We start from the raw sequence: 21,336 nt of genomic DNA on the forward strand, positions 1-21,336 counted from the left end.
ACTCTTCAATCGCGCCAATGATTTGTAACTTTGGAAATCAGTTTGAAGGTATGATTAAGTACTTTTACGGGCATTATGAATATATACTATTACAAATTATTTTAGTGTATATCCACCACGAACCATGACAACAAGGCCAAGAGTTTGTCCTGATTGCACAGTAATACCACGACCATCACGAGGGAAAGATAATAAATGGTTAGTCGGCGCAGCTACTCCATTGGCAAGATCTTTACCATCAGTTAAATCAGCAACACCATTTGCATCCTGAGAGTAGATAACCGCTTTACCCGCACGAACGATAAATTCAGCGCCTGCGGAAGCAATTAAGGTTTGTCCTGGTTTCACATCGACAATTACGGATTCATTACTGCTAGTAGTTGGGTTTGTTGTAGCTGTTGGAGCTGAGCTTGGACTCGGAGTAGCTGTAGCTACTGGAGCTGTGCCTGTACCACCTGTAAGTGCCTTCTGAATTTGCTGATCAACATAGCTTTTGGTAACCACTGGATCATCTGCTGTGCCAGGCTGTGAACCCACACCTGCACCTTCAGCAGTAACATTCAGCAGCGAACCAGCCCATACACCACCAGCCAGCAATACAGCTGCTGTTGATACTTTCCATACCGATTTCAATGAAATTCCTCCTCTTATGGGGGTAAATGCCTATAAAAAAAGAATAGCCTCCGAAGAGGCTATTCTGTGCTTCGGTAATCGGAGATTACTTAGCGGAGATTTCTGTTTCACCTTTGATAACATTGTTGTCAGTATCAGTAAGTTTAGCGTCTTTTACGACTTTAATTATGATTCTGTTAACATCATTACTATTAAGATCAAGTACTTCATTTGTAGTTACTTTGTTGTCGATGGCATGTTTCTTGAACTTAACAGACCATTTACCTTTGTCAGAACCATACTCAATCTTAGTGATTGAATAGATATCATTTTGATCAACAGCAGTTGTATCGGAGTTGATGAAGAATTTCAGATCTCTCTTCATATCAACATCAGTAGTCTTCTCGTTCAGATCCTTAGTGAATCCGAGGATCAGTTCAGTAGAACTACCGCTGGATACTACAGCAGAAGTGAAGACTGGAGCAATTCTGCTAGTCAACTTACCTGTTTTCTTAGAAGCGGAACCATCGATTGGGTTGCCCGCTACATCAGTAACACCATTAACTACGAATTCATAGTTATCAGTCTTCTCAACACTGGAGCTTGGAATGTGTACATATGCACGAGCATAAGTTGGGTTAGTTGCACTTTCAATCTTCGCACCACTAGCATTTAAAGTATCGATAGTTACGAAAGATCCATTAGGCAGACCTTTGTTACCTAATGTGTAACTATTAATATCTCTAATGGAAGTACTATTCAAGCCACCTGCATCATACAGATTGACTTCGATTGTGATATCGCTATAAGTTGCTGTTCCTACAGTCAGTTGGCTATCTTTGAACACGATGCCACTATTATCAGCATTGAAGCTGTACAATGCTGGTACAGTAGTATCATTCGAAGCACTACCGATAGAAACAGTCAATACAGTTGCAGTGGACTCATTAGCCGAGAAGGACTTATCTTTGAATAGTCCTTGTGGCAAACGTACAGAGTACGATCCAGCAGGAACATTCACGCCAGTCAATGTAAATGCTTTGCCGCTTCCCACTACGCTACTAGCGCTGTGTGTCAATTTAGTGGATTCACCATTTTTTTCGTTGATCAGGTATACATCACCTTTACCAGCATAAACGACATCTTTGGAGAATTTAAGAACAAGACCTTTATTAGTTGCAGTAGTTGTGTAAGTAGCAGTAGTTACTGTAGGAGCTACTGTATCCTTAGTAAAGGTGATATCTTTTTTAGTTTCAGTACCTAGGATGTTACCCAGAGTATCCTTAACTGTTGCTCCGAAAAGAACTGATCCAGTAAATGTACCAGTGCTAGGGAAGCTGCTCAAAGGAGTTTCCAAAGTGAACTTCTTACCATTGTCAGAAGTAACTACACGGAAAGTACCTTGGCTTTCACCTACAGCGTTAAGCAAACGAACATTACCTACTAGGGAAGCACGCTCAACGTTTTTATCGAATTCAACTTCGACAAATTTGTCGCTGATAGCTGTTACGCTCTTGATTACTGGAGCAGCTACATCAGATACTACAGTAACTGTAGTTTTGATTGGGTTAGGGTTAGCTACATTACCAGCATAGTCAGTAACGTTTGTAAGCGATACGTCATAAGTCTTACCGCTTTCCAAAGTATCTGCAGTCAATTTGAACTCAGTGTAAGTATCATTTTGAACAGATACAGAAGCACTCTTACCATTTACGTAAGCAATAATACCAGTTGTTTTAACCGGCTCGCTGAATTTAACATAAACATCTTTAGTTGTTGCTTTAGCTGTGGAGCTAACAGATGCAACAGTTGGTGCAACTGTATCAGCTACAGTCAACAACGAAGTGAATGCAGGAACCTTTTCGCCAGCACTAGTAGTCACAGCGTCACTTACAACAACTGTGTAGTTACCTTTAAGTGCTTTAACACCCGGCAAAGTAATTACAGCTTCAGTGTTGTCTGCATTGAAAGAAACATTTGCATTAGCAACTTCATCTTCTTTGTTGCCAACCTTAGTTACTTTTACAACGCCTTCGATAACTTTACTGGATTCAGCCAAAGTATCAGTAGCGATCGAACGGTTGAATTTAACTACAACTTGCTTAGCGTTTGGAGCTTCTACAGAAACAACCTTAGGAGCTGCCAAAGTTACTTTTGCAGTGTAATCTTTTTCAAGGTGTTTAAAGTTGATTGTAGTTTCAACACCTGCTACAAGAGCAGTTGTCAATTCAACAGTTGTAGTAGTTTTGTCAGAGAAAGTAACAACTACTTTAGTTGGGCTTACTGCTTCAGCAGATGCTACTGTTGCCTTTTGACCAAGTTGATCAACTGCATAAGCTGTTTCAACTACCAAAGAACGGCTAGCGTTAGCTTTGAAGTTAGTGTCTTTTGCAATCAAACCAGCATTGATTACCGCTTGAGCATAACCTTTAGCCCATGCAGATGCAGTGTTGTCAGTTGTAGCTGGTGTTTCCAGTTTCAAAGCGCGGAACAATACAGCCGCTACTTCTTCAACTGTTACTTTACCGTTGTAGTCGAAGATACCTTTAACAGTATCTTTACCTTGCATCAAGTTAGCTGCAGTAACAGCTTCGATGTAAGGAACTGCCCAGTTCTTAGCGTTGTAACCTTTGTCTTTGTAAGACAATTTGTTAGTTACTTCAGTAAGATCGAACAATTTAGTAACGATCTTCGCGAATTCAGCGCGAGTAAGATCTTTTTCAAGGTGAGCTTGACCATCTGGGTACCCATTGAGAATACCTTTTGCTGCCAAAGCGTCAAATTTTTGTTGCGGAGTTGCTGCTGCGTCACCAAACGCTACAGAGGCAAACATCGAGAATGCCATTGCTGTAGATAATGCTACGGATAAAATTTTCTTCATAACCTTTTTTTCTCCTCCTTGGACGTTCATAAACTGAGATTTTTCTTTAGTTGAGTAGCTCGTGTCACTCATTAGCCGATGCACCCCCTTTCCAGAGTTGAGCAAATTAAGTATAAATAATGTCTGTGACGGGTATCACAGAAACTGGTAAATAATGATCAGGACATGACAATACTAGATTCCTAATTATACCTAAGTATTATACAATGTGCCTCAAGTCACGTAAAGCTAATTTTTCCATTTTGTTAAATTGGCTTTACCACTGGTTAATTTCAACTGCCTGTGTAAGTGACTCTACACCTTAAACGCAGAAGATTTGGAAAAGTTGCGGTTTCTTAAAAAATAATTTCTTTTTTATTTTCCCGATACATTCCCAATAGAAGATACATATGTATGTTCTACTAACTATTGTTAATCTTGGGTTGCTACGGAAAACAGTATACCATAGTCGCTTTCCAATCGTCATTATACAATATTTACTAAGAATCATTAACACTAGTGCTATTTATTTAAACATTCCTACAAATTTTGAGTATGCAGGAGAGGATCTCCCTGTTTCTCAAATCACCGTAAGTCGATTATATGAGGTTCCCCTTCTGAGATTCGCCCCTTAGTTCTAAAGCTGTAATCTAGAAACTTTTTCTTCTAGGTTCAATCTAACATGCTCTTTCTTGGTTAGCCTTCTGTTCCTCTTGCATCGATGATTCGTAAGCTAATGGCTACTACTTACCTTCACGATTCGAAGCTTTCCATACTGATAACATCCATGCTGAACGCAACAAAAAAGCGCCGTTGCCGGCGCTTGCTTCTATTACAGTATGATCTAACGAATCTTCATAGATAACTGGATCAATTCCTGACGCTTTTCAGGACTTGAGTTTACATTGTCATACATTGCATCAATAGCTGCGCGATTCTCGCGGTAGCTCTTCTCATGTTTGATTGTAGTATGAGACCATTCGATCAGAGCGTTCTCAGCAACGACAAGCTCATTGTAAGAATCATGGAATCCTGTAGCCTGCACAAGTTCCTCCATAACCTCCTGTGTAATCTCCTGTAGTACCCGCTTAGCCGCAATTTCCTTTTCTAACACTTTTGCTCTATTCTCAAACATATTCTTGGCTTTCATGTAATCCAACTGTGCTTTTGCTAAAATCGGTTTCATGTTTGGCTTTCACCTTTCAGAAAATAATATTTTCTCAGTTATTGTATCGTAAAACGAAGCAGAATACAAAATATATGTCTCTGGTAAGTTTACACTTTTCTCTAAGTTGACTATTATCCAACTGTAAAAATGAATAATATTAACCATTTAATTGGAATAAAGAACGACCAATCCGCAGATGTTTCTTACGAAATTGGCCGTTTTTTTATTCTAATGCTTTAATTAAAAGTTTTCGGGAAAATACTTGTGCTCTTTTTGAGCAGTTCTACAGCAATCTTACCAGCCTCTGCACGTGTAAGCTTACCTTTTGGATTAAAATTATATACTGGCTTCTTTTGCCCTGTAATCGTCACTGCGCTGCCTTCCATGATCTTAGCCTTGGAAACTGCTTCAATAGCTGGCCGAGAGTAGAAATCCATATTACCGGTGTCTACAAAAGATTTAGATAGACTGGTTAACAACTTATTGTCATTTGTAGACATTTTCAGCTTAAGTGCCCGAGCGATCATCACAGCCGCCTGTTCTCGCGTAACAGGTTGATCCGGACCAAAGAAACCATCGCTTAATCCAGTAATAATACCAGCTCTTGCTGCTGTCTCAATATGTTTGAAGTCCCAAGTTGTAGAAACTGCTTCAGGTACAATATCGAAGAACGTCTGCTGATTATTATTATAATTTAATGGAAGGCTCAAGCCCTTCACTAACAACGTAGCGAATTCTCCACGTGTTGTTGTATTATCGGCACCAAATTGGTCAAAACGCAAATTTTTCATAATGCCTTTAGAGTAAAGACCATTCAAAATATTTCTTGCCCATGGATGATTAGTAATATCAGTATATCCACGACGAAGTTTCATGACAGTGTAATATCCGAATTGATCAAATGGAACAGTAATTGTGTGTTTCTTCGTATCTACTTCCCCGCCAATATTCTCCCATTGCCCTGAATCTGTATAACGGAACACTGTGATTGTGGAACCAACCTCATCAACAATATTTGGATTAAAGGTTAGTGTAAGATCACCTCGCTGAGATGGTACAATTTTGCGTTCAGCTTCAATTTGTGTGAAATTACCTTCTATAGAATAAGGAGCTATCCCATTAGTGGCTGGTTTATAAAGAGCAGTCCCCTTCGTACCTTTCTCTCCAAGTCCACCACTGAGCCAATAGATATCGGAAACACGTGAGAAGTTATTAGTTTCTACTGTTGAGTTAAAACGTAATACAAGATCTGAAGGGATCAACAACGTACTCAAGCCGCCTGGAGTCCGTGCATCAGCATCGACGTTAATAGTATTGCCATAATCATTTTTACGTTCAACAACACCATCCAATGGATCAGCAATACCGAACAATAGTTTTGTATCTGGATAGTACTTAGCTGCACCTGAGGTAGTATAGCCTTTCATAAGTGTACCTTTAGGGAAGCTCAGCTCTAGTCCCTTATTAAACGCACTATACTTCGTTGCAACTTTCTCAGCCATATACTGCGTATCTACTTGAACGGCACTCGCATAATACACGCTTATCTTATCACTGAGAGTAGAATCAGCGCGAACAATTTGAATTTTAATTGTTGTGGCTTTATCTGCTTTTAAACCTACATAATCCAGAGTGAAACGATTCGGCAGATCAGTGCGCTTTTCAGCCTCATATTTATCAATAATGACTTTTGTAGCACCTTCAGCTTCAATATCAAAACGAACAAAGTTTTTGTTAACGACGATCTGTTCACCTACGGTTGCCACCGGGGACAGTACGCGATAGGGAGAAACTTCACGAACAACTTCCAGACGCTGATTCGTACGTGCACCTGTGTCATTGATTAATTCAAGATTATATACAATGCTTCCAGCAGTTTCAGCTGGGATATCACGAATTCGAAGCATAAATTCCGTGCTGTTACCGGAGAAATCATAATAATATTTTTGATTATTATAGGTGAATTCATTTAGCTTCCTGTGTCCAGAGGCATTTCCAGTCAAAACTTCACTACCAAAGGAAAGGAACAGGTCTGATCCTTGGTACAGGTTAAGCTTAGTAGCCGCCCCGCCTCTTAACACCAAATCATATTTAGTTTGGCTAGTAACAAATTTTTCATCCTTATAAATGAACTCAGAAGTCAATCCAAGAATGTCATTAAGCTCTTTATCAGTGTAATCCTTCACTAAATCATGGGTAAAATCGAACCGTCCCTTAGATATAGCCGGATGGAACTGTGACAAATTAGAGACATTCGTATCGATGATATAAATTCGCAGTTCTTTTCGAACTTCCCTTTTATTATTTGCCTTATCCATCGAGGTTCCAACAAACACAATCTTGTTCTCACCATAAACTAGTGGACCTGCGGAGGATATTGGTAAATCAAAGGAAAACTTTGGATTCGTCAGTGTTACATTAAATTCATAGCCATTTGGTTTTGCAGTTGTTTTTATTTTATCGTTCGAAATCCCATTAATAAAGAATTGAGGATTACCGATGCTTTCAAATCCAATATACTCACCAGAAATAGTCATACTATTAGAGCCAGTAGCAGAATTAAAAGTATAGGTCTGTCCATCATTCAAATTAGCTACATAGATATAGTTCTTAGAAACATAGGCGATATCGGCATTATAAAAGGATTGAGACCCCGAAAATTGAAATTTCACCTTTTGCTGGCCATTTGAGAATCCTTCAACTTTATACACCTTTTCATTAGCTTTTAAGCCTGTGACATTAGGCTGTTCTGTCAGGACTAGCGAAGCACCCAGTGGTAGGTAAGAACCCTGCAATATCGCTCCTGCTTTTGGGGCAACATTTGTTTTCACCAAAATGTAGAAATCGGGTTTTTCAACCTGAGAACCATTCAACGCTAGTTTTGAAACGGAAGAAATATCAACACTTGCAGCTTCTTTATATCCTGAAAGATAAAACATATCTGTAATCACAGTCTCATCTTTCAAATATTTATAACTTTCTTTGGTTGAAGTCTCGTAAGAACCATATTTAATGGACAGTACCACGTTGCCAGATCCCGAAGTAAGGGTAAATGGCGATGTAGTTATGAAAGAAACCAGTCGGTATTGAGGAGTCACACCATCTGGACCCGGAATAACTATTTCCTTCTGATCTCCAGCATTACCTTCCACTGGTACATAAACACCATCTGCCGAAATCGTGTATGATTTCAACACTTTAACTGGAACTACCTGATCATTAATCTTGACAGTATGATCAGCTTCAAAGGATTTATCACTTGCGCTATAAGGTAAAAGAACTTGTCCTATGATATTAGCAGTAGTATCTGAAGCAGTCAGTGTAGGAACATTATCAAGAATGTTATGAGCTTTATAGTTCGATCCATCACCATGATAGATCTGCAAGTCAGTAAAAGGTCTGTTTGTATTAAAGTAATAAATTGAACGTTTAATAGTAATCGAGTCCGCTGCATTCTGCACAACGATCTCCAACGTGTTTTCCCCTGATTTCAGCGTTAATGCTGGAGTGAAAAATGTACCATCCTCAAGTAGCGAGGTTTGCAGTGATGATCCTCCATTCAATGAAACGCCCACTCGAGTAGCATTGGTCACATTACCTTGTAGCGTAATCTGTTGATTAGGAACAACAACCTTAGTTCCCTCATTCAAATTTATAGCAGAAGGTCCGCCTCCAAGAACTTGCAGAGAGGAAATATAAGGAACCTTATCATAGAGAACATAAAATGATTCTGAGCGTTCTAAAGTACCTTGCATTCCAGAAAAAGTAATCTTATTGTATCCTGTAAACAATGTGAGCCCACTAGCAATAAAACGGTTAGTAGGATTTGTTGTATCAGTGGTTACTGCGCCCGTAGTCGAATGGGTAGCATCTGTAACCCATTTACTACCATTTTGAGTCAATTGCTGTACAGTAACTTTCATTGTAGAAGTTGTTACCTGTGCATACGTACCGGTAATCGAAAAATTCGGATTGCTTGTCTTATAAACGGTTTGTCTTGAAATATTATATTGGGCATTCGGATCGCTATCCGGCACAATCTCCTGTTTCAGCTCAATTGTATTTCGCAGCGTGAGATCATCCGGACTGAAGTATGTCGTGGTAGCCGCTGCCGCTATCGGCGTGTATTTACCTGGGAACATAGAAACGATCAAAGCCGCCAGCATCAGCCAAACGAACGGTCTCTTAAAGCGTTGCATGTGTTATATCTCTCCTTTGAGTATAAGTTCTCGTAAACCTTCACTTTGTTCTTTATCGGTCATATGTATCAATATTTTTAGGGAAAACAACAAAAAACTCATCCGAAATCGGATGAGTTTTGTTAAGTTTAGAAAATTTTAGAATAATTGCTTGGTCGTTTAGGACTTAGAGCCTCTTTCCGGATTAGCCTTCATACGCATTCTTAAAAAGAAATTAATCACTGGACGTTTAGTCTTACCAATCAAGCCTGTAATTTCAGCACCGATTTGCAAGAAGAAGAGCATGATACAGATGACCACGAACGTAACCCAGTTCGCTTCATAAAGAGCTGCGGATGATTGAATGACCGCTAAAATACCGAAAAATGCAGCAATACCATAAATAATAAGTACAGTCTGGCGGTGGCTAAAGCCAAGCTCGCGTAGACAGTGATGCAAGTGACCTTTATCTGGTGCGAAGATTGGTTTCTTCTGCAGCTTACGGCGCACGATCGCAAAGAACGTGTCCGACAATGGTACACCGATAATAAGCAAAGGTGTAATAAACGAAACCACTGCAATCTGTTTAAATCCTAGCAAAGCAAGTAATGCCAAGCAAAAGCCTAAGAACAGCGAACCCGTATCTCCCATGAAAATCTTAGCAGGATGGAAGTTAAAGAACAGGAATCCGATGATGCTGCCCAGAAGCAACAGACACAGCATTGCTACCATGGTGTTTCCCATCACGAAAGCCATTGCCGCAATCGTAGCAATTGCAATTCCTGATACACCAGCCGCGAGCCCGTCCAGCCCGTCGATCAGATTAACGGCATTGGTAACACCGACAATCCAGAAAATCGTAAGCGGGATAGCAATCCAGCTCTCCAGTGAGGAATACGTATTGTTAAATGGAATATTCACAAAGTCTACAGTAATACCAAAACCGAAAACAACGATACAGGCTGCGATAATTTGGCCCAGTAGCTTCACTTTTGCTGATAATTCGAATCGGTCATCGAGTGCACCGATAAGTACAATCAGTCCGCCACCACACAGCAGCGCTTTGATGAAGTTGACCTCCCGCGGAGTGAACTCGTATGGAATAATCGGCAATACGGCAAGCAGGCCTAACACAAACGCTAGAAAAATAGCTAATCCGCCAAGGCGGGGCATAATTTTCGTGTGCACTTTACGAGCATTCGGCACATCTGTTGCACCAATCTTAATGGCGAATTTCTTCACCAAAGGTGTGAGGCCAAGTGCGAGTCCCATGCATACGATAAATCCAGCGATGTATATGATTAACATTTGATCAGTCGACCCCCATTTCTCTACCGCATTGAATTATACGCTGTTACAAAAACAAATTCCAATCCTTTATTTAGGCTATTTTTCTCATTTTCTAGGTGAATATCGGCATTTTGCTAGACTTTTGTTACTTTATCTTTCTCACGCACCACTTTTAATGCGAATTTCGGCAGTGCAAGCATTCGTTTGTACCGTGTAGGTTCTTTTAGGAGACGGTACAACCACTCAATTCTCATTTTTTGGAAGACTAATGGCGCTCTTTTGCTCTTCCCAGAGATTACGTCAAAGCTGCCGCCGACCCCCATCATGATCGGAACGCCCAGTTTGGACTTATATTTAGCAATCCAAGGTTCCTGACTATCCGCACCTCTGGCAACAAATAATAAGTCAGGATTAGCCTTAACAATTCCAGCAATAATCTCTTCATCTGCATCCGGACCAAAATAACCGTCGTGATATCCTGCAATGATAACACCCGGATATTGCAATTGTAACCTTTCAGCGGTTTCCCGAATCACTTCAGGAGTAGAACCAAGGAGATATACCTTCCAGTTATATCTTTCACCCTGTCGCATCAATTCATGTAACAAATCATAGCCTGCTACCCGTTCTGATACCGGCTCATTACAATAATTAGCAGCCCATACAACGCCTGTCCCATCGGGGACAACCAATTCAGCCGATTTCATAATATCCATATAAGCTGGATCTTCCAGTGCAGCCATAACCATAATTGGATTAGCTGTAATCACTTGATGCGGGATACGGGTATGAACAGCCTCCGTCAAATAGGCAACCGTTGCTGCCATATCAACTTTCGAGACTCTAATTCCAAAAATAGGAACTGTAGGTACCGCGCTTTCTGCTTTCACTTTAGATCATCCTTTATGGTGAAAATATTCTACGATTTGCCGAGCTGGTGCCCCTGATTCTTGAATCAACTTGGAAATGACATCTTCCCTAGCTGTTCTCCATTCCTGCCCTGTGTTCAAAAGATGAACAATCTCGGCATCAACATGTTCAGCATCAAGTGTGTTTGTTGCTCCAACAGGATGGCACTGAATTCTATCTAGAAAATGATCGATCTTCGGATCATAAGAAATACCAATCAGTGGAACACGTCTTCCAGCCGCGTAGATCAAGCTATGAAGTCGCATACCAATCAGAACATCGCATTGTCCCACTTCCCGTAGCATCTGCTGCGGGTGAATAGCATCCTCACAAATACTGACCTGCCCACCATGCTCGGTTATACTTCCCTTCAACTTATCCATCACATAACGTGAAGCCTCATTGTCCGAAGGGGTGTGAAAAGGGAGAAATCGCAAATGTAACGGAACCTCACGGTTGGCCTTAATCAAGCCTTGTGCAAGAGCCTCTAGTTCTCTGCGGTCTTGCTCCCAATAACGTACCGATATCCCGATCACCGGAAGTGAATTAGATAATTCTGAGGATCGTGTAGATGCATCCGTGTCCTCTGGCAAAGACAAGCCCATAACCGGATCAGGAACAACTTCTACGTTCTTCTGTTCTAGTCCCATAGATAGGAGTAGCTCGCGGGATTGTTCATCCCGCACAGATATATAGGTACATTTACGAAACACGGATTTGATTAAAGGGTGAAAAAGTTTGCGATTCACTGGCCCGATACCTTGAGCATAGATAAAGGTTGGTCTCCCCATCCACTGCGCAAGCTTGATAATACCTAAATAGTAAGGAATACTCTTGCTGCCTGTGACATCCTGCAGCAAGCTCCCCCCGCCGCTGATCAGACCAGCGCTCTCATAAATAGCTTGACGAACCTCAACAAGCTTCATCCGGTGCACGGATTTCACTCCATATGTGGCGCTGGTCCACTCAGGATCGATGGACAACACTATAGGCTCAATGGATACACCCAAAGCTTGAGATTGTTTCTGCAGTGCAATTAGAATGGACTGCAACACCGCCTCATCTCCACTGTTACGGAAACCATAGTAACCTGAGATAACTATCTTTTTAGGAGTGGCGACCATCGTTTCCAACACCCTTCTGCAATCTGCCATACGATTACGGCAATTACACCAATGATCAGTCCGAGTCCAAGACCGAGCAATCCACGAACCAGCGAGATCAGAACAGGTGAATGAATATGTGCAAAGGTATCCACCATAGAGAGCTGACCAATTACGGCAATGATCATGATAAACGCTGCACTCCGGTACCTAAAGGCTAGGAATGCACCTAGAATTAAGAGTGGATGGGCTAGCAAAAACTCTTTATTACGTGGCCGAACACCGACCGTATTCTCCAGGAATGTTCGGAAGGCCATTTCTAAAGGTGTTACGTTACCACCATTTCCGGTTCGGCTCAAATAATACATACCTACTACTCCAAGAACCGCAGCGGCAATAACCCAAGCCAGTGTAATAGGTGTCCTAAGCAGCTTGCCTGTTTTGTTGAAAACAAATTCCCCACGATACAAAAGTACATATAGTGCCACTAGGCCAATGGGCGCCATATGAAGCAGACTAACACCACGGAACTGGTCCAGCACTAGACTGTAGGTTATGTTGTTGAGCAGTGCGATCACGAATGGCACAGCGCTCAAAGAAATTAATGAAGTCTTCAAATAAAGCACCAGACTATGCGTAAACCGACGTTGCGGGCTCATAGCCTTATAGGTAAGGTTATTGCTCCGTAGAGGAGGTCCCATTTCATTGACCTTACGAATAGCAAGTACAACCGCAAGGGTTGGTGCACTTATTGCAGCCGCTAGCGCCAGGGCCTGCTCAAACAGCTCTGGTTTCAAGACCATGAGGCCTGCACTTCCCAGTAATCCTAGCACCCATGCAGGAATCGTAAGCCATGGAATAAAGTAAGAAATTAGCAGCGCTACTAAAGAGACTGCGCCAACTACCGCAACTAGCTTGAAGTAACGCTGATAAGACGAATCTACAACCTCAAAAGCCGTAGCTTGTCCTAACTTAAACCCATTGTCTTTGATCTGCTCAACGGCACCACCAGGATCACTCAGACTCGTGACAAGATTGTCTAGCGTATCCGTAATCTGTGCCTTAGCTGTATTCCGTGAAGGAATCGTATTTAAATAAATCATGCGGATATTGCGATCCTTTGTCGCCAGCGCGAAACGATCCGAGATCACTTTTGGATCTAGGCCAGAATCCCCTTCGCTAAGGGAATATAACCGTGTTACGTTATAGTCCAGCAAATAAGCAAGCTTGTTAAAGCCCTTCTGCTGTTTCTTAATATTTTCAATCGCTGCAATTCCGATTCCACGTTCCTTAAGGAGATTTGCAAAGTCAGTGATACTAGCCGTATCGGCATCATCATTAAACCCTTTAACGGACTCTCCCTCGAATAGGATTCGTTTAACACCCAATTCTTCATAACGATCCAACAGCTTCTCAACTGTCGCTTTATTATAAGTCAAAGAATCCACAAGACGCGGTACAATGGTGAACCCTTTGTCATGCAGCATCTCCAGTGTAAATGGATCCGGCTGAAGTGGCTTCAGTGTAGCATCTTCTATTGGAGTCTCAATAATAAGACCTTGTTGTCCGCGGAAACTCCATTCCTTCGAAGTAATCCCAAGATTACCGAACGCCTCTTTAATGACAGGCGCCAGGGCCTGGTAGTAATCAGGATTAGTAAAAAGAACATAAGTATAGTTCTCATTCACCGGAATGATTGTATCTGTAAGATTAGCGATATCAGCCGCACCCCACATCATTAGACGACGCGCCTTCCGGTAATCTTCCAACGTGCTTTCGTAAATCGCCATGCTCTGAACACCAGCATCTTTTAAACGATCTAACTGTTCAGAAATATAATCCTGCGGATTTGCACGATAGCTGGCTACTTCAACTAAATCACGATAATCAAATACAAATTCTACTGTCTTGGAAGACTTCTCCGTCTGCAGACGGTCATAGACAACAGGCAAGGCAGCTAAAACGCCAACCACTACTATGATCCACAGCCACTTTCGGGAAGAAATATTCCAACGTTGCCATTTTTGCTGCACTAAAAGTACCTCCTCTTTCACTTTAAAACTCTTTTTACAAAAGTAGAAACGGATCGTCATCCTTTTAGAGACGGTACCCGTTTCTACGCAAGCTTAAACGCCTTCGGCGTCCTCCCAAGGACGGTAAGCGTTTATGCGAGAAATATAAGATATAAAGTATGGCGTGAAACTTATACTTTCTTATATTTTCAAAAATATAATTTCACAATATAGAGCGCGATCTATATTCTTATTTTATTGTTCCCCGTCAACGCGGGCCATAACCTGCTTGGATAGTGTAGCTACCTTGTCCTTAGCATTCTGCAAGGATTCACCCACAACCGCAAAATAAACTTTAATCTTTGGCTCGGTACCTGAAGGACGCAGGCAGAACCATGAACCGTCAGCCAGCAAATACTTTAGTACATTTTCCTTCGGCAGACCATTCAAGCCTAGCGAATAATCCAGCACCTCTGTAACGGCAGATCCCGCAATTTCTTGTGGTGCATTCGTACGCCAATCATTCATGATGCCTTGAATTTGCGCAACGCCATCCTTACCCTTCAATGTACGGGACTCCAGGCTTTCCAAGAAGTATCCGAACTGCTCATACAATTCCTGAAGAACATCATATAATGTTTTGCCTTGAGCTTTGTAATAAGCACCTGCTTCAGCGATCAACATAGCCGCAAGAACGGCGTCCTTATCACGAGCATAGTTACCTGCAAGATAACCATAGCTTTCTTCATAACCGAAAAGATATGTGTAATCTCCGGATTGTTCGAATTGAGTCATTTTTTCCCCAATATATTTGAATCCCGTTAGCGTATTAAATACAGTTGCACCATAATGAGAGGCTACAGCTGCCCCCATCTCGCTCGTCACGATAGTCTTCACAACTGCACCATTGCTAGGTAACTTACCTTGTTCCTGTAAACGGCTCAAATAATAATGAATCATCAAAGCTCCGGATTGATTGCCTGATAAAACAACAAATTTACCTTCATTGTCACGAACTACTGCACCCATACGGTCTGCATCGGGATCTGTGCCAATTAAAAGGTCTGCACTCAACTCTTCGCCCAGCTTCATAGCCAGTGTAAAGGCTTCGCGTTCTTCTGGGTTCGGTGATTTTACAGTGGAAAATTCGGAATCTGGTTGTTCTTGCTCAGGCACAACATGCACCTGTGTGAAACCTATTTTCTCAAGCACACGACGAACTGGCAGGTTACCAGTACCATGTAGCGGGGTGTATACGATTTTGAAGTCTTTTCCAAGCGTATAGGCGATCTCCTCACTTGCAAGACTAACCGCAGCGACAGTATCGGTAAAAACTTCGTCATCCTTCTCACCAAGCCAGTGCAGCAGACCTTGACGCTCCGCTTCTTCTTGGGAAATCCGCTTCACTCCATCAAAAGTGTCAACCCCTAATATGTAAGAAATGACCTTTTCGGCTTCGTCAGGGACAAGCTGTCCACCTTCAGAATTATAAACCTTATACCCGTTATATTCAGGCGGATTATGACTTGCAGTAATAACAATACCACCCGTTGCCTTCAAATGCCGCACGCTGAACGACAATTGGGGTGTTGAACGCAGAGAAGTGAATAAATGAGCCTCAATGCCATTAGCAGCCAATACAAGAGCAGCCTCAAGTGTGAATTCAGGTGAGAAACGGCGGGAGTCATGAGCGATAACAACAGAAGGTCTTCCTTCTCCAGTATGCGTCTCCAGAATATATTTAGCGAAACCTTGTGTAGCTCTACCTACCGTATAACGATTGATACGATTACTACCCGCACCAATTACACCGCGTAGACCACCTGTTCCGAATTCTAGGTCTCTATAAAATCGTTCCTCGAGCTCCTGTGGCTCGTTCTCCAGAGCGCGCAGCTCCGCCTTCGTAGACTCATCAACAGAGGCGTTCTCCAGCCAACGAGATAAGGTTTCTGCCGCTTTTGGGCTTAATTGAGTCATTAAGAATCTCTCCTTCTCCATGTATAATATTTATTTTGAAAATTAATATTAGCTCAGCGCAAACATAATTTCCCCAGAGGCAACAACTTTCCCCTCAACCGACGCAGTAGCTTGTCCTTTTCCAATACTGCCCTTAAGGCGAGTAATCTCCACTTCAAGAGTGAGCGTATCTCCCGGTACGACTTGACCACGGAAACGGAATCCATCGAGCCCGGCTAAAAAGCCAATCCGACCGCGATTCGCTTCTACCCCTAGAATAGCAACCGCACCAACTTGTGCAAGAGCTTCTGTAATCAGTACGCCTGGCATTACAGGATAACCCGGAAAATGACCTGCGAAGAAAGGTTCGTTGATCGTTACATTTTTAATGCCAACAGCTCGCTTCCCCATTTCAATCTCAGTGATTTTGTCCACCAGCAGAAATGGAGGCCGATGGGGGATGATTTCTTGAATTTGGTTGATATCCAGCATTATTAACAAAACTCCTCTCGGATGTTATTTCATTTATTCTTCGCCGAACTGCATAAATTTAGGCAGCTTCGGTAAAAACTATATATATCCTTCACCACCTGCAGAAGTGGAGGTTGAGATAAGGGGCTTTCTCCACCGGATGCGATAGCATGGCGGAGAGGGCCCTTTTTGCTGCCCGAGGCCCCCCACCATTATACATTTATCCGTATAAAAAAGAAAACTCCCTTAAACAAGAAGGGAGTCGTTATCATCTTAAATTATGGAGCAAAAACCAAATCATAGACATGTCTCCACGTGCTCCATTGTAGAACATCGCTAAACTCTTTTTTGCCAAGGACAACGTAACCGACAACCAGCCCGCCTCCAAGTGCAGCTACGAGAAGCAAAGGAATAAGAATCCACTGGATGAGTGCCCATTTTGATAATCCTCGCCGCTTCGCCTCTTTCTTGTCTTCTGGTTTGTCTTCCGACTTCACCTTTTTCTGACGTTCCATTCCTTCACCTCTACCCGCGCATGTTATTGGCCAGACCTAGCATCTGATCACTGGAAGAAAGCGCCCGAGCTGCGAGTTGATACGTACGTTGAATCTGCATCATTTCTGTCATTTCTGTGGTCATATCGACATTTGACTGCTCCAGCCATCCTGAGCGTACTCCAATTCCAGACGCCTCACCTGCCGCTCTTTGTACAAAAGCCTGCTGTGCTGTAACTCCATCGGCAAGCATATAGAAATTTCCGTCCACTGCCTTTAAAGCATTCTGTGTCTTAGGTTCTACAATCATTATAGTACCTGCTACCCGAACAGGTCCATTCTCTGACTGTTTCGTTAATACACGACCGGATTCATCGATAGCTGCATTCACGCCCACAGGGACCGTTATCGGATTACCTGCTGTATTCAGCACCGGATTCCCCGTATTATCTACAAGGACCATCTTCTTTGCATCGGTGGTGTCAGGCGTAAAGTGAAAGTCACCTTGTCTTGTATAAGCTGTAGTTCCATTGACCTGAACTCCAAACAGCCCATTACCCTGAAGCGCCAAATCGGTTGGATTACCTGTTTCTTTAAGGGGGCCTTCTTCCCAATTGGTCGTAATCGAAGGCACATAAGTCCCAAAACCGATATTAAAACCTAGAGGTGTAGCACGGCCCGGCTGATCATAGTCATCCGATTGCTGCTGTACACGAGTCAGCACATCCTCAAAGGAGCCTTTCTTGCTCTTATATCCATTTGTATCCATATTGGCTAGATTATCCGCTATAATATCAAGCCGCTGCTGAAGGCTCGACATGGAGACTGCTGCACTAATCGTTGAGTTGTTCATAGATCAAACCTCCTATAAGCTTTACCTGTAAAACCCATTTCATAAGCAGCGCTTATACCCTGCCGACTTCAGTTACAGCCTTCTGCAAGCTGCTATCATAGTATTGGACGATCTTTTGGTTCGCTTCATATGCCCGGTATGCGGCATTCAAATCTACAGTAACCTGAGTAGGGTCAACATTGGAGCCCTCTAAATACCCTTGACGCACCTGTAAATTATCAGTTGCATTGGAGTAACGAATGTCCGCCGCCGCTATATCATCAGCGTGAAACACACCTTTACCATCACGCACAAGCTCCTGTGGCTTTGTAACTACACTCACACCAATCTTGGTCCCTGTCGGAAGTCCTGTTTCTGGATTTAGTACATTACCCTGCCCGTCCACTTTAAGGGTGTCCTGATTTCCTGTCAAGACAAGAGGCTTGCCAGTGGAATCCAGAACCTTGAAGCCTCCACTGCTCAACACTTCTCCCGTAGCCGCATTTACTGTGAAGCTTCCATTTCGAGTAAATAAGTTATTACCCTCAGCATCCTGAACGGTAAAGAAGGCCTGTGGACGGTAAATAACCTCACCATCAGCACTCACATATTTCCCCGAACCATCAAAAGCTATATTTTGACCCGTCACAGGGTCGGCGACTTGCAAATCCGTAGATAAAGCAAAATCCATAGACTTGCCGCTCTCCCTTAAATCACCCTGTAAATATTGGGATATCGACTGTTCTGCAAAAACCCCCGTGTTAAGACGCCCCACCGGCGCGGTATTGCCATTAATCATAGCCGAGATCAAGACATCCGGAAAAGCATGATTAACACTATCAACCTGCTTGTATCCCGTTGTATTTAAGTTAGCGATGTTCTGTGTTGCCGTATCGTGTCTACGTTGCTGCGTAACCATACCTGCAGCAGCCGTATATAATCCTCTTATCATGAAGGTAGTCTCCTTCCGAATCTAATGCTACTTTTTATATCGGCTGCTTAGAACTTTTTCTTAACGACCTTGTCCAAATTATCCAGCATAATCCCTGTTCCCTTTACTACACAATGCATAGGGTCTTCCGCTACCCAGACAGGTACATGTAATTCTTCTGAGAGCAGCTCGTCCAATCCGTTAAGCAAAGCGCCTCCACCAGTAAGAACAACACCCCGGTCAATAATGTCCGCAGACAATTCTGGTGGTGTACGCTCCAGTACCGATTTTGCTGCAGCCACAATGGAAGAAACCGGATCCCATAATGCATCCTTAACCTCAGCCGCCGTAATAGTGAGCGTTTGGGGAAGTCCGCTTACCATGTCCCGGCCACGAATATCCATTTCGGACTTCATCAAACCAGGTCGAACCGTACCAATAGTAACCTTAATATCCTCTGCTGTCCGTTCACCGATCAACAATTTATACTTTTGTTTAATATATCTTAAAATGGCCTCATCGAACTTGTCTCCAGCGACTTTAATCGAAGAAGCGGTAACGACGTCGCCCATAGAAAGTACGGCTACATCTGTCGTTCCGCCACCGATATCGACGACCATGTTTCCACTTGGCTGATAAATGTCCATTCCCGCTCCAATCGCAGCGGCCTTTGGCTCTTCTTCCATAAATACTTCCTTAGCCCCACTACGTTCTGCCGCTTCCCGAATGGACTTTTGTTCTACAGATGTAATATTTGTAGGGGCGCATATCAGAATGCGAGGCCGTGAATACCAGGTGCGACCGCCAACACGGTCGATAAAATACTTCAGCATCATTTCCGTGACTTCAAAATCTGCAATGACACCATCCCGTAAAGGACGGATAGTTGTTATATTTCCGGGTGTACGCCCAACCATGCGACGTGCCTGTTCTCCCACCGCAAGGACTCTCTTCGTATCACTTTCAAGTGTGACCACGGAAGGTTCATCCAGAACGACTCCCCTTCCCTTAACATGTATGAGCACATTGGCCGTGCCGAGGTCGATTCCGATATCCTTGCTAAACATAATGAAAGAGCCCCCAAAGTGTTATTTTAATTGAAAAAACAGCAGTTAGTACTAAATTTAAAAATAACATACTTTAGGGGAACTACACAATGTTTTAAAGCTCAATATTTCCTTAAATTTCCGAAAATCTCATGTCTTTGATGCTACAGCAACCTCACGTTTTTTCCCCGTCGTTTTTTTATATTTAATTTTTGTGGCTTCTCCCCCCCGAAGATGTCGGATGGATTTGTGATATTCAAGAATGTGCTTCACCTGATCGGCCAGATCAGGGTTGATCTCTGGCAGACGCTCCGTCAAGTCTTTGTGCACCGTGCTCTTTGAAACGCCAAATTCTTTGGCTATGGTCCGGACTGTATGCCTGGTTTCCACGATGCAGCGTCCGATTTTGATCGTACGTTCCTTGATGTAATCGTGCACGCTCCCGCCTCCCAACTGTGGATAGTTTGGTACATTATATGAGGGGCGGGCTTATATATTCGCGCTTTCAAGACATGACAAGCCTATGAGGGCTCATTTTATTTAATGGACAACCCAAGAAGCCTTGTTATTAGCAAGACGGAACGTCGTTAGTCCTTTAAAGACAACAACCGTTTCTCATATAAAAATAAGGCTCTTTATAAGCACGCTGCTTACGAAGAGCCTTATTTACACACAAGCATAACAGGGGGCGTTAGCCCCCTGCAGTAGATATTCTTATCGACCTGGCAGTAACTCAGATGGATTAACTACGTTGCCATCCTTATACACTTCAAAGTGTACATGATTGCCAAGGTCCTTCTCGATCTCACTGCGACCTGCGGTTGCAAGCGTATCTCCTTGCTTCACAACATCGCCTTTTTTAACTTTCGTGTCGCCAAGACTTTGGTACACGGTCTTCATATTACCTTGATGGGTAATCTCAATGACCTTACCTAACACTGCAACATCGTCCACTCTAGTAACTTCACCGCTAAGCGCTGCTTTGACGTCGAACGTATTGTTGTCTTCACGGGCAAGATCGATACCGACATTAGGAATAAATTTGTCGTTATACTGCACCATTGCGGCAACATGATTGTCCTCTGTACCATTCTCATCATAATACGGTTTGACCACTTCTACTTCACCTGGATTAGCTACTGGCCAAACCAAGCTTTCCGCTGAAGCAAGAACTTCAAGGGCATCTGGATTACTGTTTGCAGTACCAGCTTCGTTAGTCGAAGCTCCTACTTGTTGTGATGTGGCGGCGGTGTCCTGGCCCAGCGGTTTTTGGCCGGCATCCTGATAGACCCACACCAAGGTTAGTATAATTGCCGCTGCCGCCGTGTAGACTGCTGGGAACACCCAACGTTTAGATAACATCTTGCTCCATGAAGAAGGCTTAGCACCTAAATCTCCCTGTGATTTTTTGAGAGATTCATCATGGTTTGTTTTGTTTTTGTCTTGTTCATTCATATGGTTATCACCTCAGTAA

General features: G+C 42.8%; 16 protein-coding genes. All 16 read right to left on the reverse strand.

The annotated features are described in order from the left end of the window. Positions 1 to 96 precede the first annotated feature (96 nt). The 16 genes from L1028_RS01955 to L1028_RS02030 all read right to left on the reverse strand — a co-directional run bounded on the left by L1028_RS01955 (position 97) and on the right by L1028_RS02030 (position 21,317). The gene (locus tag L1028_RS01955) at positions 97 to 633 is read right to left on the reverse strand and encodes a hypothetical protein (RefSeq protein ID WP_234530610.1); all 537 of its coding nucleotides are present in this window, start codon (positions 631 to 633) and stop codon (positions 97 to 99) included. Between the two features lie 85 nt (positions 634 to 718). Continuing rightward, positions 719 to 3,493: an Ig-like domain-containing domain gene (locus L1028_RS01960; RefSeq protein WP_234530620.1), complete on the reverse strand. Its 2,775-nt coding sequence runs from the start codon at positions 3,491 to 3,493 to the stop codon at positions 719 to 721. 823 nt (positions 3,494 to 4,316) lie between these two features. Then, positions 4,317 to 4,658: a hypothetical protein gene (locus L1028_RS01965; protein ID WP_234530632.1), complete on the reverse strand. Its 342-nt coding sequence runs from the start codon at positions 4,656 to 4,658 to the stop codon at positions 4,317 to 4,319. 218 nt (positions 4,659 to 4,876) lie between these two features. Next, on the reverse strand, positions 4,877 to 8,839 hold the full coding sequence (locus tag L1028_RS01970; RefSeq protein WP_234530642.1) for an S-layer homology domain-containing protein: 3,963 nt from the start codon (positions 8,837 to 8,839) through the stop codon (positions 4,877 to 4,879). Positions 8,840 to 8,998: 159 nt separating this feature from the next. Next, positions 8,999 to 10,126 carry a glycosyltransferase family 4 protein gene (locus L1028_RS01975; RefSeq protein ID WP_234530644.1) on the reverse strand — a complete coding sequence of 376 codons (1,128 nt, stop codon included), beginning with the start codon at positions 10,124 to 10,126 and terminating at the stop codon, positions 8,999 to 9,001. Positions 10,127 to 10,242: 116 nt separating this feature from the next. Beyond that, positions 10,243 to 10,998, reverse strand: a complete 756-nt coding sequence (locus L1028_RS01980) for a WecB/TagA/CpsF family glycosyltransferase (RefSeq protein WP_234530646.1) — start codon at positions 10,996 to 10,998, stop codon at positions 10,243 to 10,245. 6 nt (positions 10,999 to 11,004) lie between these two features. Continuing rightward, positions 11,005 to 12,141, reverse strand: coding sequence for a polysaccharide pyruvyl transferase CsaB (gene csaB / locus L1028_RS01985; protein WP_234530649.1), 1,137 nt, complete (start codon positions 12,139 to 12,141; stop codon positions 11,005 to 11,007). Next, positions 12,117 to 14,153, reverse strand: coding sequence for a DUF5693 family protein (locus L1028_RS01990; RefSeq protein ID WP_234530651.1), 2,037 nt, complete (start codon positions 14,151 to 14,153; stop codon positions 12,117 to 12,119). The genes csaB and L1028_RS01990 overlap by 25 nt, the downstream gene beginning before the upstream one ends. Before the next feature lie 234 nt (positions 14,154 to 14,387). Further along, the gene (locus tag L1028_RS01995; protein ID WP_234530652.1) at positions 14,388 to 16,109 is read right to left on the reverse strand and encodes a phospho-sugar mutase; all 1,722 of its coding nucleotides are present in this window, start codon (positions 16,107 to 16,109) and stop codon (positions 14,388 to 14,390) included. Positions 16,110 to 16,157: 48 nt separating this feature from the next. Next, positions 16,158 to 16,580 carry a 3-hydroxyacyl-ACP dehydratase FabZ gene (gene fabZ, locus L1028_RS02000; RefSeq protein ID WP_042192447.1) on the reverse strand — a complete coding sequence of 141 codons (423 nt, stop codon included), beginning with the start codon at positions 16,578 to 16,580 and terminating at the stop codon, positions 16,158 to 16,160. A gap of 257 nt (positions 16,581 to 16,837) precedes the next feature. Continuing rightward, entirely contained in the window at positions 16,838 to 17,074 is a 237-nt protein-coding gene (locus L1028_RS02005; protein WP_234530654.1) for a DNA-directed RNA polymerase subunit beta, read from the reverse strand. A 10-nt stretch (positions 17,075 to 17,084) separates the two neighbouring features. Continuing rightward, on the reverse strand, positions 17,085 to 17,906 hold the full coding sequence (locus L1028_RS02010; RefSeq protein WP_234530656.1) for a flagellar hook-basal body protein: 822 nt from the start codon (positions 17,904 to 17,906) through the stop codon (positions 17,085 to 17,087). Positions 17,907 to 17,958: 52 nt separating this feature from the next. After that, positions 17,959 to 18,837, reverse strand: a complete 879-nt coding sequence (locus L1028_RS02015; protein WP_234530658.1) for a flagellar hook-basal body protein — start codon at positions 18,835 to 18,837, stop codon at positions 17,959 to 17,961. A 47-nt stretch (positions 18,838 to 18,884) separates the two neighbouring features. Then, positions 18,885 to 19,883 (reverse strand): rod shape-determining protein, encoded by a 999-nt coding sequence (gene mreB / locus L1028_RS02020; RefSeq protein WP_234530660.1) that lies wholly within the window; start codon positions 19,881 to 19,883, stop codon positions 18,885 to 18,887. A 129-nt stretch (positions 19,884 to 20,012) separates the two neighbouring features. Then, entirely contained in the window at positions 20,013 to 20,300 is a 288-nt protein-coding gene (gene spoIIID, locus L1028_RS02025; RefSeq protein ID WP_234530662.1) for a sporulation transcriptional regulator SpoIIID, read from the reverse strand. Positions 20,301 to 20,576: 276 nt separating this feature from the next. Continuing rightward, the gene (locus L1028_RS02030) at positions 20,577 to 21,317 is read right to left on the reverse strand and encodes a M23 family metallopeptidase (protein WP_234530664.1); all 741 of its coding nucleotides are present in this window, start codon (positions 21,315 to 21,317) and stop codon (positions 20,577 to 20,579) included. Positions 21,318 to 21,336 lie beyond the last annotated feature (19 nt).

The sequence above is a fragment of the Paenibacillus pseudetheri genome (assembly GCF_924513355.1).
GTDB classification, from domain to species: Bacteria; Bacillota; Bacilli; order Paenibacillales; family Paenibacillaceae; genus Paenibacillus_AQ; species Paenibacillus_AQ pseudetheri.

What these genes read in the sequence shown, in the direction of transcription:
- L1028_RS02005 (WP_234530654.1), bottom strand. Translation starts at nt 17,074, where the DNA reads ATGGAACGTCAGAAAAAGGTGAAGTCGGAAGACAAACCAGAAGACAAG.
- L1028_RS01975 (WP_234530644.1), bottom strand. Translation starts at nt 10,126, where the DNA reads ATGTTAATCATATACATCGCTGGATTTATCGTATGCATGGGACTCGCA.
- L1028_RS01960 (WP_234530620.1), bottom strand. Translation starts at nt 3,493, where the DNA reads ATGAAGAAAATTTTATCCGTAGCATTATCTACAGCAATGGCATTCTCG.
- L1028_RS01995 (WP_234530652.1), bottom strand. Translation starts at nt 16,109, where the DNA reads ATGACTCAATTAAGCCCAAAAGCGGCAGAAACCTTATCTCGTTGGCTG.
- L1028_RS01965 (WP_234530632.1), bottom strand. Translation starts at nt 4,658, where the DNA reads ATGAAACCGATTTTAGCAAAAGCACAGTTGGATTACATGAAAGCCAAG.
- L1028_RS02015 (WP_234530658.1), bottom strand. Translation starts at nt 18,837, where the DNA reads ATGATAAGAGGATTATATACGGCTGCTGCAGGTATGGTTACGCAGCAA.
- fabZ (WP_042192447.1), bottom strand. Translation starts at nt 16,580, where the DNA reads ATGCTGGATATCAACCAAATTCAAGAAATCATCCCCCATCGGCCTCCA.
- L1028_RS02030 (WP_234530664.1), bottom strand. Translation starts at nt 21,317, where the DNA reads ATGAATGAACAAGACAAAAACAAAACAAACCATGATGAATCTCTCAAA.
- L1028_RS01970 (WP_234530642.1), bottom strand. Translation starts at nt 8,839, where the DNA reads ATGCAACGCTTTAAGAGACCGTTCGTTTGGCTGATGCTGGCGGCTTTG.
- mreB (WP_234530660.1), bottom strand. Translation starts at nt 19,883, where the DNA reads ATGTTTAGCAAGGATATCGGAATCGACCTCGGCACGGCCAATGTGCTC.
- csaB (WP_234530649.1), bottom strand. Translation starts at nt 12,141, where the DNA reads ATGGTCGCCACTCCTAAAAAGATAGTTATCTCAGGTTACTATGGTTTC.
- L1028_RS02010 (WP_234530656.1), bottom strand. Translation starts at nt 17,906, where the DNA reads ATGAACAACTCAACGATTAGTGCAGCAGTCTCCATGTCGAGCCTTCAG.